Raw genomic sequence first — 14,991 nt, 5'->3', positions numbered from 1 at the left:
CGAACACAGAAGTTAAGCCCTAGAACGCCGGAAGTAGTTGGGGGTTGCCCCCTGTGAGATATGGAAGTCGCTTAGCTTTAATCCGCCATAGCTCAGTTGGTAGTAGCGCATGACTGTTAATCATGATGTCGTAGGTTCGAGTCCTACTGGCGGAGTAGTTAAGAAAAAAGAGGTTTAGGCCTTTTTTTTACTTTAGGAACATCAAAAGCTAAGCTCGAGAAAGGATGAAATTTGTCCTTTCTTTTTTGATATTCAGAGCGATAAAAATGCGTTTTTTGAAGTTTTCAAAGTTCCGAAAACCAAAGGCATTGCGCTTGATCAGTTTGATGAGATTATTGGTCGCTTCCAATTTTGGGTTGGAATAGGGTAGTTGAAGGGCGTTGTCTATTTTCTCTTTGTCCTTTAGAAATGTTTTAAAGACAGTCTGAAAAAGAGGATGAAGCTACTTTAGATTGTCCTCAATGAGTATGCCGAATTCCTCCGGTTTCTTATAAAGTAGGACGATAAAATCGCTTATCGCTGATTTTACGGCTATCCTGTTGAATGAGTTTCCAATCCATAGTAATAACTTTCATCTGATAGGGAATTGTTCTATTGTAACGAAGAAAGTGATTTCGTATGATAGATTGTGTTCTTTCCTCAAGAACAGTGATGACGTTGAGTTTGTTAAAATCTTGCGCAATGAAACTCATCTTTCCCTTGGTAAAGGAGTCGTCCCAGGACATAATCTCAGGCAGACGAGAAAAATCAGGCTTAAAACGGAAGTCATTGAGCTTGCGAATAACAGTTGAAGTTGAAATGGCCAGCTGGTGAGCAATGTCGCTCATAGAATTTTTTTTAATCAACTTTTGAGTAATTTTTTTAATGATACGGGGGATTTTGTGATTTTTACTAGTGGAGTTTCGGCCACCATTATTTTTAATCAATGATAGCACTTAAAGCAACACTTTCTAAGGAGGATCCTAGTAGGGTTACTAGTTGTTTCAAGGTAAGAAATCTTAGACGGTTTTTGGAACAAGATGGGGCATCGTAGTTTAAGTTAGCAATGATTTCTTTGTGGGTATCCCTATTAATAAAATTCATAATGAAGTGGCTAAAGGCGGAGGACTGTAAATACGATCCTTCGAGGGGTTCGCATCCTTCCGCTTCCATTATCTTAGTTTTTGAAATTTAGGTAGTATATTTGTTCCTATTCTGTCAACTTTTCCTATTTGTTATCTTTTTGAGGTTGGTATTTGAGCAATTCAGGATTTTATAATAACTGTTTATAATTTTTTGTTAGAATAAGGTCATAAAAAGAAAAGGAGTATATATTTATGCTACAAAGTATTTATGATCAGATGATGGATTTTTATAGAAATATTGAAGAAGAGTATGGTATGTTCTTGGGTGATAATTTTGATTGGGAACATGTTCATTTTAAGTTTTTGATTTATTATCTTGTCCGATATCGTATTGTGAGTCATCGGGATTTTATTGTTTACCATTATCGTGTTGCTTATCGTTTGTATCTTGAAAAATTGATAATGAAACAGGGTTTTGTTGCTTGATGAGACAGTATGAGTTAATTTCCGAACAACTTTTACTTTTTGTGGAAAAATAATGATAAATAGCCGGAATTTTTTCTAAAACATTTTTTAATAGTTGGAAATAGCAAATCTTTCTATTGTTTCTTCTTGATAAAAAGGCGATTTTTTCTTATAATAAATTGTAAGATATAATTGCAGGTGAGAGTCCTGCCATGTATGTGAGAAAGGAAGAGCCTGAGGGCTCAGACAAGATTATGACTTCAGTTGTTGTTGTAGGTACCCAATGGGGTGATGAAGGTAAAGGGAAGATTACAGACTTCCTTTCAGCGAATGCAGAAGTGATTGCGCGTTACCAAGGTGGTGATAATGCAGGTCACACGATTGTGATTGATGGCAAGAAGTTTAAATTGCACTTGATTCCATCTGGGATTTTCTTCCCTGAAAAAATCTCTGTTATTGGGAATGGTATGGTTGTAAATCCTAAATCTCTTGTGAAAGAGTTGAGCTATCTTCATGAGGAAGGTGTTACAACTGATAACTTGCGTATTTCTGATCGCGCGCATGTTATTTTGCCTTATCATATCGAGTTGGATCGCTTGCAAGAAGAAGCTAAGGGCGACAATAAGATTGGTACTACAATCAAGGGAATCGGTCCAGCTTATATGGACAAAGCTGCTCGTGTGGGAATTCGTATCGCGGATCTTTTGGATAAAGACATTTTCCGTGAGCGTTTAGAACGTAACCTTGCTGAAAAGAATCGTCTTTTTGAAAAATTGTATGACAGTAAAGCAATTGCTTTCGATGATATTTTTGAAGAATATTACGAATATGGTCAACAAATTAAGAAATATGTGACAGATACATCTGTTATTTTGAATGATGCGCTTGATAACGGTAAACGTGTGCTTTTTGAAGGTGCACAAGGTGTTATGCTAGATATAGACCAAGGTACGTATCCATTTGTTACGTCATCAAACCCTGTGGCTGGTGGTGTTACGATTGGTTCTGGTGTTGGTCCAAGTAAGATTGACAAGGTTGTAGGTGTATGTAAAGCCTATACGAGTCGAGTAGGAGACGGTCCTTTCCCAACTGAATTGTTTGATGAAGTGGGAGAACGTATCCGTGAAGTTGGTCATGAATATGGTACAACAACTGGTCGTCCACGTCGTGTGGGTTGGTTTGACTCAGTTGTGATGCGTCATAGTCGTCGTGTTTCTGGTATTACTAATCTTTCATTGAACTCTATCGATGTTTTGAGTGGTTTAGATACAGTGAAAATCTGTGTGGCCTATGATCTTGATGGTCAACGTATTGACTACTATCCAGCTAGTCTTGAGCAATTGAAACGTTGCAAGCCTATCTATGAAGAGTTGCCAGGTTGGTCAGAAGATATTACCGGAGTTCGTAATTTGGAAGATCTTCCTGAGAATGCGCGTAACTATGTTCGTCGTGTGAGTGAATTGGTTGGCGTTCGTATTTCTACTTTCTCAGTAGGTCCTGGTCGTGAACAAACAAATATTTTAGAAAGTGTTTGGTCGTAAGAGATTTTTAAGATTTGTTTAAGATAGGTTGGTTATACTATAGACAGTTACAAGAAGACCTCCTAACTTGTTGTAACAAATATCCTAAACTTTTCTTTTTCATAATAATCTCCCTATAAAGTCACCGCATTTGGTGGCTTTTTTTGTCTTGGAAATCATGATATAATAATAAAATCGATAAGTAGGAAAAGGGAAATTGATGAATTATACAGTTGAAGAAAAAGAAGTCTTTATGAGGGAGGCTTTGAGAGAGGCTGAGATTGCTCTTGAACACGATGAAATTCCAATTGGTTGTGTGATTGTCAAGGACGGAGAAATCATTGGTCGCGGGCATAATGCGCGTGAGGAACTGCAACGAGCGGTTATGCATGCGGAGATTATGGCCATAGAGAATGCGAACCTGAGTGAGGAGAGCTGGCGCTTGCTGGATTGCACGCTTTTTGTGACCATTGAGCCTTGTGTCATGTGTAGTGGGGCGATTGGACTCGCCCGTATTCCAAACGTGGTCTATGGGGCTAAAAACCAGAAATTTGGCGCTGCTGGGAGTTTGTACGATATCTTGACAGATGAGCGTCTCAATCATCGTGTGGAGGTTGAAACAGGAATTTTGGAAGATGAATGCGCAGCTATTATGCAGGATTTTTTTAGAAATAGACGGAAAAAATAATTTTGCTTTTAAAATGAACAGGAATGTGATATAATAAATAGTGGAGCAACAGTTCTGCGTGAAGCGGGTCAGGGGAGGAATCCAGCAGCCCTAAGCGATTTGAATTGTGTGCTCTTTTTTTCGTGCTTTTTCCGAATAAATAAGATAGAATAATCTAGAATAAATGATAATAGAAAAGAGAAAATTATGAAAATTCGTGGTTTTGAATTGGTTTCTAGTTTTACAGATGAAAATTTGTTGCCTAAGCGTGAGACGGCGCATGCGGCTGGTTATGACTTAAAGGTTGCTGTGCGTACAGTTATCGCTCCAGGAGAGATTGTATTGGTTCCGACAGGTGTTAAGGCTTATATGCAACCAACTGAGGTTCTCTATCTCTATGATCGCTCTTCAAACCCTCGTAAGAAGGGTTTGGTTTTGATTAATTCAGTTGGGGTCATTGATGGGGATTATTATGGAAATCCTGGGAATGAAGGGCATATTTTTGCGCAGATGAAGAATATCACAGACCAAGAGGTTGTTCTTGAAGTTGGGGAGCGTGTTGTCCAGGCTGTCTTTGCTCCTTTCTTAATTGCAGATGGAGATATGGCTGATGGCGTTCGAACTGGTGGATTTGGATCGACAGGGCACTAGGATGAAGATTATCTTTGTGCGTCACGGGGAGCCAGATTATCGTGAGTTAGAGGAGCGTTCTTATACGGGATTTGGGATAGATTTGGCACCCTTGTCTGATAAGGGACGGCAGCAAGTCCAGAAATTGAGCACCAATCCTTTACTCCCTTCAGCTGAAATAATCGTATCTTCTGCAGTCACAAGAGCTTTAGAAACGGCTTCTTATGTGGCTTGTGTTACTGGACTTCCTTTGAGAGTGGAACCATTATTGCATGAGTGGCAGGTCTATGAAAGTGGCACAGATAATTTTGAAAAAGCTCGTGCTATATTTCTAGAAAATAATGGGGAGTTACTTCCTAATAGTCCTATTCAATATGAGACAGCTGTGAAGATGAAGTCTCGTTTTCTAGAATGTATGGCTAAGTATCGAGATTACCAGACCGTGATAGTGGTAACTCACAACATGCTCATGCGCCAGTTTGTGCCAAATGAGAAGATTGATTTTTGCCAAGTAATTGAGTGTGAGATAGAGATATAGAAAGAGGTTTATTATCGCAAAGAAAAAAGCGACATTTGTATGTCAAAATTGTGGCTATAATTCCCCTAAATATCTGGGACGTTGTCCTAACTGTGGGTCTTGGTCTTCTTTTGTAGAAGAGGTTGAGGTTGCCGAGGTCAAGAATGCACGTGTATCCTTGACAGGTGAGAAAACTAAGCCCATGAAACTGGCTGAGGTGACTTCAATCAACGTCAATCGAACCAAGACGGAGATGGAGGAATTCAACCGTGTACTTGGAGGCGGAGTGGTACCAGGAAGTCTCGTCCTAATCGGTGGGGATCCTGGGATTGGGAAATCAACCCTTCTCTTACAAGTCTCAACCCAGTTGTCTCAAGTGGGGACTGTTCTCTACGTCAGTGGGGAGGAGTCTGCCCAGCAGATTAAATTACGTGCAGAGCGTTTGGGAGATATTGATAGCGAGTTTTATCTCTATGCAGAGACCAATATGCAGAGTGTTCGAGCTGAGGTGGAGCGCATCCAGCCAGACTTCCTCATTATTGACTCAATTCAAACCATTATGTCTCCTGAGATTTCAGGGGTGCAGGGATCTGTTTCTCAAGTGCGTGAGGTGACAGCGGAACTTATGCAGCTGGCCAAGACCAATAACATTGCCATCTTTATCGTAGGTCATGTGACCAAGGAAGGAACCTTGGCTGGTCCTCGTATGCTAGAGCATATGGTGGATACGGTGCTTTACTTTGAAGGGGAGCGTCATCATACCTTCCGTATTTTGAGAGCGGTCAAAAACCGTTTTGGCTCTACCAATGAAATTGGGATTTTTGAGATGCAGTCAGGTGGCTTGGTTGAGGTCCTCAATCCGAGTCAAGTTTTCTTAGAAGAGCGTTTAGACGGTGCTACGGGCTCGTCCATCGTTGTGACCATGGAAGGGACGCGTCCTATTTTGGCTGAGGTTCAGGCCTTGGTAACACCGACCATGTTTGGAAATGCCAAGCGTACGACGACAGGCCTTGATTTTAATCGTGCTAGCTTGATTATGGCTGTTTTGGAAAAGCGTGCAGGTCTTCTCTTGCAAAATCAAGATGCCTATCTCAAATCTGCTGGCGGTGTTAAATTGGATGAACCTGCGATAGACTTAGCTGTTGCGGTTGCTATTGCTTCGAGTTATAAAGACAAGCCAACTAATCCTCAGGAATGTTTTGTAGGAGAACTTGGTTTGACGGGAGAGATTCGGCGCGTGAATCGTATCGAACAACGCATCAATGAAGCTGCTAAACTGGGATTTACTAAGATTTATGTACCTAAGAATTCTTTGACAGGAATCACTCCGCCTAAGGAAATTCAGGTCATTGGAGTAACAACGATTCAGGAAGTTTTGAAAAAGGTCTTTGCATAATCCGTGACAAATCCTTTTAAAAATGATAAGATAGGAGAAATATTTGACTATCAAATTTTCGAGGAGGGAATCGTGTCGTATTTTGAACAGTTTATGCAAGCCAATCAGGCTTATGTTGCCCTACATGGGCAGTTAAATCTGCCACTTAAACCCAAAACTAGAGTAGCCATTGTGACCTGTATGGACTCTCGTTTGCACGTTGCGCAAGCTCTAGGTTTGGCACTTGGGGATGCTCATATCTTGCGGAATGCAGGTGGTCGAGTGACAGAAGACATGATTCGTTCTCTGGTGATTTCCCAGCAACAAATGGGGACAAGAGAGATTGTGGTATTGCACCATACAGACTGTGGTGCTCAGACCTTTGAAAATGGCTCTTTTCAGGAGTATTTGAAGGAAGAATTGGGTGTCGATGTGTCAGACCAGGACTTCTTGCCCTTTCAAGATATAGAGGAGAGTGTACGTGAGGACATGCAACTCCTTATCGAGTCTCCCCTAATACCAGATGATGTCATTATCTCTGGTGCTATTTACGATGTGGATACAGGAAGTATGACAGTCGTAGAATTATAAATACTTCATTTAGAAAGAAAGTGTATGAAGAAAAACAGTATTTTATTTATTTTTATCTTATTGCTATGTATTGGTTTGCAGTATGAAACTATCTACTATACGGATGGTTCGATGTCAGGTGCGGAATATGGACTAATGGGAGTTTCTATCTTTCTAGCTCTCTTTTACATGATTCCGGTTCTTTATTTCCTTTTCCGTATTGGGAAAAAATGGGAATTGCCAAAGAACGCTTTGATTCTGTCTTTATTGGGTGGGATGTTCCTTTCAGGCTGGTTGTCTAGCTTTGCTAATACCTATATCCATGATTTATTGGAGTTTCTTTTCCCAGATAGTGCATTTTTAAATGCCTTTGAAAGTGCTATTGTGGCTCCTTTGGTAGAAGAACCGCTTAAATTATTGCCACTTGTCTTTGTTTTGGCTTTGATTCCTGTACGAAAATTAAAATCTTTGTTTTTACTTGGAATTGCTTCTGGTTTGGGATTTCAAATGATTGAGGATATTGGCTATATTCGTACGGATTTGCCAGAGGGCTTTGACTTTACTATTTCGAGAATTTTAGAGCGTATCATCTCAGGAATTGCCTCTCACTGGACTTTTTCAGGTCTGGCTGTAGTAGGTGTTTACTTGCTTTACAGAGCTTATAAAGGGCAGAAGGTTGGCAAGAAAGAGGGGCTTATTTTCCTAGGTTTAGCCTTGGGAACTCATTTCTTGTTTAATTCTCCTTTTGTTGAATTGGAGACAGAGTTGCCTTTAGCGATTCCAGTGGTTACGGCTATTACTCTCTATGGTTTTTATCAGGCTTATCGTTTTGTTGAGAAGCACAATGAGTTGATGAACTAGAATATTTTTTAAAAGAATGATGCAAGGGTACAAATATGGTGCCCTTCTTTTATTTTTGATTGAAAAATAGTGCAAAAAGCGCTACAATGGTAAATGGAAAAATCTTGTGAAAAGCACAAGCGATACATATATACCGGAGGAAATCATGTCTTTTTCTGATTTAAAGCTGTTTGCCCTTTCTTCTAATCAAGAATTGGCAAAACGTGTAGCGCAGGAGATTGGGATAGAGTTGGGGAAATCAAGTGTCCGCCAATTTTCAGATGGAGAGATTCAGGTCAACATCGAAGAATCAATCCGTGGGAAACACGTCTTTATCCTACAATCAACTAGTTCGCCTGTAAATGACAATCTGCTTGAAATTTTGATTATGGTAGATGCTTTGAAGCGTGCGAGTGCAGAATCTGTCAATGTTGTCATGCCTTACTATGGATATGCACGTCAGGATAGAAAGGCGAGAGCGCGTGAGCCAATCACTTCAAAACTTGTTGCAAATATGCTTGAAGTAGCTGGAGTGGATCGTTTATTGACCATCGACTTGCATGCTGCGCAGATTCAAGGATTCTTTGATATTCCTGTGGATCATTTGATGGGAGCTCCTCTGATTGCGGATTATTTTGAGCGTCGTGGTATGGTTGGTTCTGACTATGTGGTTGTCAGCCCAGACCATGGAGGTGTGACTCGTGCCCGTAAGTTGGCAGAATTTTTGAAAACATCTATTGCTATTATTGACAAACGTCGTAGCGTTGATAAGATGAATACCAGTGAAGTCATGAACATCATCGGTAAGGTAGAAGGCAAGACTTGTATCTTGATTGATGATATGATTGATACTGCTGGAACGATTTGTCATGCGGCAGATGCCCTTGCAGAAGCTGGTGCTGTTGAAGTCTATGCGAGCTGTACGCACCCAGTTCTATCTGGTCCAGCTATGGACAATATCCAAAATTCAGCTATTAAGAAATTGGTTGTTTTGGATACCATCTATCTGCCAGAAGAGCGTTTGATCGATAAGATTGAGCAAATTTCAATCGCTCATCTCCTAGGTGATGCTATTGTACGTATCCATGAAAAACGCCCACTTTCTCCACTTTTCAGTATTGAGAAAAAGATTTAATGACCAAGCCTGAGATGATTCTCAGGTTTTTTCATCTCTTTTCCGAATAAATAGATAGAGCCAGAGAATCTAGAAAACCTAGATTTAAAACTGTGGTATAATAAAAGGAGGAAGAGGATGATTCTCAGACATCCGGGCATCAGTCCGACCAATGATTTGGTTGCTAAGAAAATCTTTAGCAATCCAGAAATCACTTGTCAATTTATTCGCGATATGCTGGATTTACCAGCAAAAAATGTGACCATTTTGGAGGGAAGCAATATTCACGTCTTGCCTTCCATACCTTACTCGGCGCAGGATTTCTATACCAGTATAGATGTTTTGGCGGAGTTGGACAATGGCACGCAAGTAATCATTGAAATTCAGGTGCATCATCAGAATTTTTTCATTAATCGTTTATGGGCTTACCTGTGCAGTCAGGTTAATCAAAACCTAGAAAAAATTCGCCAACGAGAAGGTGATACTCACCAGAGTTACAAACACATCGCTCCCGTTTATGCCATTGCAATCGTGGATAGCAATTATTTCCAAGATGACTTGGCTTTCCATAGCTTTAGTATGCGCGAGGACACGACAGGTGAGGCTTTAACAATTACAAACAATGGACAAGAAAATCATCTAGTAAAGATGGCTTTCTTAGAACTAAAAAAATATAGAGAAACCAGCAAGGATAGCGTTCGCAAACCGTGGTTGGAGTTTTTCGGGAACAAACCCTTTACCCAACAACCCGAGCGAGCTATCAGCCAAGCAGACCAACTGCTGGACTATAAGAGCTGGTCTGAGGAGGACAGGAAGATGTTTAGTCAACTACGTATGCGTGAGGAACAAGCCTTGTTAGCACAGGACTATGCCTTGGAAACTGCTAGGGCAGAGGGGCTGGAACAAGGTATTGAACAAGGTTTAGAGCGTGGGAAATTCTTTGCCTTCTTAGATATGGTTCGCCAAGGTCTTCTGACACCTGAGGTTGCCAGCCAGCAGTTGGGCATGACGGTCGCTGAGTTTGAGGCACTATTGAAAGACCATCATAAATAAGACCTAAAAATACAGAGAAACCAGCAAAGACGAGATTCGCAAGCCGTGGTTAGAGTTTTTCGGGAATAAACCCTTTACTCAGCAACCCGAGCGAGCCATCAGCCAAGCAGACCAACTGCTGGACTATAAGAGCTGGTCCGAGGAGGACAGAAAAATGTTTAGTCAACTACGTATGCGTGAAGAACAGGCCTTGTTGGCACAGGACTATGCCTTGGAGCAAGCTGAAGAAAAAGGCTTAGAACGAGGTCGAGCAGAAGGTATTGAACAAGGGTTAGAGCGTGGGAAAGTTGAAGGAAGGGAAGAAGGAAAACTTTTTGCATTTCTGGATATGGTCCGCCAAGGTCTTTTGACTTTGGAAGTTGCGAGTGAGCAATTAGGTATGACAGTAGCTGAATTTGAGGCCTTGCTATAAGGTCACATTTTAAATAGTAGAAAGTTGATGAAATGGCGAGTTCTTATTAAAAAACTTGCCATTTTTACTTGACATTTAGAAGTGTTTATTAGATAATACCATAGACGTGAGTTCTGTCCAACTGTCTATGTGGATTAGATATGAATGATTTTACTCAAGGATCATAAGTTTGTGAGATTTTCACTTGAAAAATGCAGTATTTGACGGGTATTTTTCTCACAAAAATGTTTTTTTCACCTTTTTTTCTAAAAATGGGTAAAAACTTTAAAAACTAGAAGAAAACCCTTGACAAATCCTGCAAATATTTATATACTGTATGGTAGTAAGATAGTCTTACGAAAAAATATATAATGAAAAATGAAGGAGATAAAACGATGAAAAAAGTTTTATTGACAAGCGCAGTCGCTCTTGCAGCATTTGGTGCTGTACAAGCTGTTTCAGCTGATACTAACAACGGTTACACTGAAAGTGGAGTAGTAAATCCAAAAACAGGTAAATTGGATGTTGCTAAATACACAGAAAATGAAGTGAAATCTGCTCACACTGGTGTAGTTGATCCAGCTAACCAATACAAACCAGAAACTCCAGCTTACAACCCTTACCACGGTAAACCAGTTATGTTTGGTAACGGTTCTCATGTACGTTTCCACGTTCGTGACCTTCAAGGTGCTGCAGTAGCAGGTGTTAAAGTTGATGTTATGATTTGGGCAAACGAAGCTGACTACTTGAAATACGGTAAAGCAGCAGTTGTTTCAGCTGAGTCTGACGCAGCAGGTGATGTTGAATTGTCAGTACCACATGGTGGATTGGTTCAATACCGTGTTGCTTATGTACCAAAAGGTTATGTTGTAAAAGGTATCGAATCAAATAGCGGACTTTATACAGTAAACAAAACTTCAAACGGTGCAGAAATCGGTAGTGTAGCAGAAGGAACATTTGTATACTCAGGTTCAGCTGACCTAGATAAAGACGGTAAAGCTGATATGTTCACAAACGCAAACCTTGATTTGGTTCTTGAAAAAACTGACTCATACAACGTTGTGAAAGATCAATGGGTTCAAGAAGAAGATGGTTGGAAATACTACGCTTCTAACAAAGCTGTTTCAGGTTGGAAACAAGTTGACGGTAAATGGTTCTTCTTTAACGCTGAAGGCGTAATGCAAAAATGGTGGGTTAAAGATAATGGAACTTGGTACTACCTAAACGGAAACGGTGAAATGCAAACTGGTTGGTTGCAAGACGGTGGTAAATGGTACTACCTTGAAGCATCAGGTGCTATGAAAGCTAGCCAATGGTTCACTGTTGGTGGTAAATGGTACTACGTTGACGGTTCAGGTGCCCTTGCAGTTAACACTACTGTAGGTGGATACACTGTTAACGGAAACGGTGAATGGGTTAAATAATCTAGCTCAATAAAAAAGCAGGAGATTTCTTCTGCTTTTTATTTTTTCCATAAAAAGTTCAGTTTTTCTTAGAAATTTTTGTAAAAATAAGATACAATAAAGAAAAGCATAATAGCTAAATTTAAGAATGGAGAATGTTCACATGAAAAATAAAAAAGCTTTAGCTCTAGCTCTTGCTAGTGTCACAATGGCAGGCGCTGCCGTGACTGCTTATTCAACGATCACAGCACCTTCTGTACATGCAGACGAGTTTATTCGTAAAACGGAATGGATAACTGTTTCTAATGATCGTTCACGTACTCGTACAACTGTTTATTTTGAGTCAGGTGATCAAAAATTTGAAAAGCATAGTTATATTGATCAATTTGAGTATCAGGAAACCTATGTAGATGGCGGCGTACGTTACTATGTATTTGTAGAAAAAGGAACAAAACTTGCTGAATTGGAAAACGATCCAAATACACCGTCAGCAGACTTGAATAAACAAGGTTATAAATCGACTGATAAAAATAACAGCTGGCGTGAAGTGTCAGGTAACCGTTACTTCTATTCACACGGTAACCCAGTTAAGGGTTGGGTCATGATTGACAACAAGACTTACTACTTCAACAGTGAAGGTGTTATGGCTCGTGGTATCATCGAGAACAACTCTGAACGCTACTACCTAGACAATCAAGGTGTTAAAAGAACTGGTTTCCTCAAAGTGGGTGAAAAAACTTACTACTTTGATGCAAACGGTGTCCGTAGAACAGAAGTTATCACAGAGAACGGTCAAACTCACTTTGTAAAAGACGGTGTTGTGACAAATGGAGTTCAAAAAGTTGGTACGAAATGGTACTTCTTTGATGAAAAAGGTAAAGCTCAATCAGGTATTGTAAAAGATAGCGCTGGTAAATGGTATTACATCACTGCAGAAGGTGAACGTAAGACTGGCCTTATCAAGGGTGCTGGCGACAAGTATTACTATGTCACTGAAGAAGGTGAACGTAAGTTTGGTGAAATCACTGTTGACGGTAAAACTTACTTCTTGACAGATGATTCTGATACAAAAGCTGGCTGGAACAAAGTTGACAATCACTGGGTTTATGTGAATAAAGAAGGTAAACGTCAAACTGGTTGGCTTAAAGACGGTGGTAAATGGTACTACTTTAATGCTGAAGGCGTGATGCAAAAATGGTGGATCAAAGATGGTAACAAATGGTACTATCTAAATGGTTCAGGTGAAATGCAAACTGGCTGGTTGCAAGATGGTGGAACTTGGTACTACCTAAATAGCTCAGGTGCTATGGAAACTGGCTGGGCTAAAGTTGGTGGTACTTGGTATTACCTTAAAGGCTCAGGTGCTATGGTAACTGGTTGGTTCCAAGTGGGTGGTAAATGGTACTATGCTTATAGTTCAGGTGCACTTGCAGTAAGCACTACAGTTGATGGTTATTACGTAAACGCCAACGGTGAGTGGGTATAAAAATAGGAAGAGAGTGGTTTTTCAACTACTCTCTTTTTACATTTAAATATTTCTACACTTTTTATGTTTTTTATTGCATTTATTATAGGAAAGGGATATAATTTAGATAAATTTATTATCTTAATACAGGAGGATTTTCCTATGAGAAAAACAGTAACAGGTATTTTGCTAGCAACTTCTGTACTAGCAATGGCGACAGTCCAACAAGTCCAAGCTGCTGAATCAGGAGCGACAAGTGCGTTGACAACTTCTACAGTTAAAGAAGTACACTATGTGGCATTTCAAAATGGTAGACTTGTTGATATCAAAGCCGCATTGACAGGATCTGCTGTAACAGATGCATCTATTAAGGATCAGCCTAAAATTGAGAACTATAAATATACTACTAGTGAAGAAATGGATGGTATACTATATCATACATATGCTCCAGCTGATACAACTGCTACAACAGGTAATAGTAATAGTTCTTCTGCTCAAAGCAATCCTTATCATGGTGGAAATACGGCTGCTACAACGAATACAAATACAAACAACAATCAAAATACTACAACAACTAGTGGGAATTCAGCAGTCAAGGAAGTTCGTTTTGTAGTTTATAAAGAGGGTAGTAGCGATCCAGTAAATATTAAGGATCCGCGTAAAGGATCTGAAGCCTCAGATACAAGTCATCCAACTATTGCCAACTATGAGTATGTTACTGGTAACTTAAAAGATGGTATTCTTTATCATGTCTATCGTTCAAACACAGCTACTAATGCTGGTAACAACAACCAAAATCAATCTACAACAACAAGTGGCGGTCAGTTCAAAACAGAGAACGGAAAAGTCTACTATATCAAGGACGGTAAAAAGGTTAGCGGTTGGCAAAAAATCGATGATAAGACTTACTACTTTGAAGCTGATGGTGCTATGAAGAAAGGTCTATTGACTGCAGGTGATAAGCAATACTATCTAGATGAAAAAGATGGTGTTAAAAAGCTAGGCTTTGTAAAAGTTGCTGACAAGACTTATTATTTTGTAGAAGATGGTGAGAAGAAAACTGGTTTTGTCAAAATTGATGAGAAAACTTACTATGTCAAAGAAGGTGTCCGTCTAACTGGTGATATTACTGTTGATGGGAAACATTATTTCTTGGATGAGGAAGGTGTCCTTAAACAAGGGATTGTTTTGATTGATGGTAAAAAATTCTTCATTGACAGCGAAGGAAATCGTCAGGCTGGATGGAAGAAGGTTGAGAGTGACTGGTATTATTTCTCTAAAGAAGATGGAATGAAGACTGGTTGGCTGAAAGATGGTGGTAAATGGTATCATTTTAATGCTGCAGGCGTGATGCAAAAATGGTGGTTTAAAGAAGGTGACACTTGGTACTACTTAAATGGTTCAGGCGAAATGCAAACTGGTTGGTTGCAAGATGGTGGCACATGGTATTATCTAAATGGTTCAGGTGCAATGAAAGCTAGCCAATGGTTCCAAGTAGGTGGAACATGGTACTACCTTGATAATTCGGGTGCTATGAAAACTGGTTGGTTGAAACAAGGTGGTAGCTGGTATTATCTTGACGGTTCAGGCGCTATGAAGACTGGTTGGTTCCAAGTAGATGGCAAATGGTACTATGCTTATAGTTCAGGAGCTCTTGCTGTCAGCACTACAATCAATGGTTACACAGTAAATGCCAACGGTGAGTGGGTTTAAAAAGTGTAAAATTTACCATAAAAAATGTAAATGATGAAAAGAAAACAAAAAGAAAGCTTATAAAATGAGCTTTCTTTTTTTGTTGTAATAGGTATATTTGAAAATCTATATAAGAATATAATTGAATATATAAAATAAGTTATTATTTGATTATTTTCTTTGAAAGCGTTATAATAAATTCAAATATAATTACAAAAAAGGGGT

13 protein-coding genes, 1 tRNA gene, 1 other RNA gene and 2 pseudogenes are annotated in these 14,991 nt (G+C 39.6%); 16 read left to right on the top strand and 1 reads right to left on the bottom strand.

The genetic code is table 11. The features are described from left to right. Positions 1-81: 81 nt before the first annotated feature. Positions 82-155: transfer RNA gene (locus tag OCF95_RS07595), tRNA-Asn, on the top strand. Positions 156-208: 53 nt separating this feature from the next. Here the strand turns inward: OCF95_RS07595 and OCF95_RS07590 are convergent. Next, positions 209-1,083: pseudogene (locus OCF95_RS07590) on the bottom strand (transposase). Between the two features lie 233 nt (positions 1,084-1,316). Here OCF95_RS07590 and comW point away from each other — a divergent pair. The 15 genes and pseudogenes from comW (at position 1,317) to OCF95_RS09885 (ending at position 14,787) form a co-directional block, all read left to right on the top strand. Continuing rightward, positions 1,317-1,550 (top strand): sigma(X)-activator ComW, encoded by a 234-nt coding sequence (comW, locus tag OCF95_RS07585; RefSeq protein ID WP_000941923.1) that lies wholly within the window; start codon positions 1,317-1,319, stop codon positions 1,548-1,550. A 233-nt stretch (positions 1,551-1,783) separates the two neighbouring features. Then, positions 1,784-3,070, top strand: coding sequence for an adenylosuccinate synthase (locus tag OCF95_RS07580; protein WP_001832534.1), 1,287 nt, complete (start codon positions 1,784-1,786; stop codon positions 3,068-3,070). A 199-nt stretch (positions 3,071-3,269) separates the two neighbouring features. Continuing rightward, complete coding sequence (tadA, locus tag OCF95_RS07575; RefSeq protein ID WP_001110112.1) at positions 3,270-3,737, top strand: tRNA adenosine(34) deaminase TadA; 468 nt, start codon at positions 3,270-3,272, stop codon at positions 3,735-3,737. 32 nt (positions 3,738-3,769) lie between these two features. Further along, an RNA gene (gene ffs, locus OCF95_RS07570) (signal recognition particle sRNA small type) lies at positions 3,770-3,867 on the top strand. Between the two features lie 56 nt (positions 3,868-3,923). Further along, positions 3,924-4,367, top strand: coding sequence for a dUTP diphosphatase (locus OCF95_RS07565; RefSeq protein ID WP_078238237.1), 444 nt, complete (start codon positions 3,924-3,926; stop codon positions 4,365-4,367). Further along, positions 4,327-4,884, top strand: coding sequence for a histidine phosphatase family protein (locus tag OCF95_RS07560; protein WP_261014681.1), 558 nt, complete (start codon positions 4,327-4,329; stop codon positions 4,882-4,884). Before OCF95_RS07565 ends, OCF95_RS07560 begins: the two co-directional genes overlap by 41 nt. Before the next feature lie 13 nt (positions 4,885-4,897). Continuing rightward, positions 4,898-6,259 (top strand): DNA repair protein RadA, encoded by a 1,362-nt coding sequence (gene radA / locus OCF95_RS07555; protein ID WP_077804517.1) that lies wholly within the window; start codon positions 4,898-4,900, stop codon positions 6,257-6,259. 72 nt (positions 6,260-6,331) lie between these two features. After that, on the top strand, positions 6,332-6,829 hold the full coding sequence (locus OCF95_RS07550) for a beta-class carbonic anhydrase (protein ID WP_004236873.1): 498 nt from the start codon (positions 6,332-6,334) through the stop codon (positions 6,827-6,829). A 24-nt stretch (positions 6,830-6,853) separates the two neighbouring features. Beyond that, positions 6,854-7,669, top strand: a complete 816-nt coding sequence (locus OCF95_RS07545) for a PrsW family intramembrane metalloprotease (protein WP_000742256.1) — start codon at positions 6,854-6,856, stop codon at positions 7,667-7,669. Positions 7,670-7,814: 145 nt separating this feature from the next. Further along, entirely contained in the window at positions 7,815-8,783 is a 969-nt protein-coding gene (locus OCF95_RS07540) for a ribose-phosphate diphosphokinase (RefSeq protein WP_000010168.1), read from the top strand. Between the two features lie 117 nt (positions 8,784-8,900). Next, positions 8,901-9,815, top strand: a complete 915-nt coding sequence (locus tag OCF95_RS07535) for an Rpn family recombination-promoting nuclease/putative transposase (protein WP_020903282.1) — start codon at positions 8,901-8,903, stop codon at positions 9,813-9,815. 7 nt (positions 9,816-9,822) lie between these two features. Continuing rightward, positions 9,823-10,227, top strand: a pseudogene (locus OCF95_RS07530) (Rpn family recombination-promoting nuclease/putative transposase); the annotation flags it as partial. A 374-nt stretch (positions 10,228-10,601) separates the two neighbouring features. Next, entirely contained in the window at positions 10,602-11,630 is a 1,029-nt protein-coding gene (locus OCF95_RS09925; RefSeq protein WP_390898006.1) for an N-acetylmuramoyl-L-alanine amidase family protein, read from the top strand. 142 nt (positions 11,631-11,772) lie between these two features. Then, entirely contained in the window at positions 11,773-13,095 is a 1,323-nt protein-coding gene (locus OCF95_RS07520) for a nucleoside triphosphate hydrolase (protein WP_261035432.1), read from the top strand. 141 nt (positions 13,096-13,236) lie between these two features. Beyond that, on the top strand, positions 13,237-14,787 hold the full coding sequence (locus OCF95_RS09885) for an N-acetylmuramoyl-L-alanine amidase family protein (protein ID WP_203212879.1): 1,551 nt from the start codon (positions 13,237-13,239) through the stop codon (positions 14,785-14,787). The last annotated feature ends 204 nt before the right edge of the window (positions 14,788-14,991 follow it).

Source organism: Streptococcus mitis, assembly GCF_946188615.1.
In the GTDB taxonomy this organism is placed as follows: domain Bacteria; phylum Bacillota; class Bacilli; order Lactobacillales; family Streptococcaceae; genus Streptococcus; species Streptococcus mitis_BZ.
Note: the sequence above shows the minus strand (reverse complement) of the source record. Positions and strands in the feature narration are given on the sequence as shown.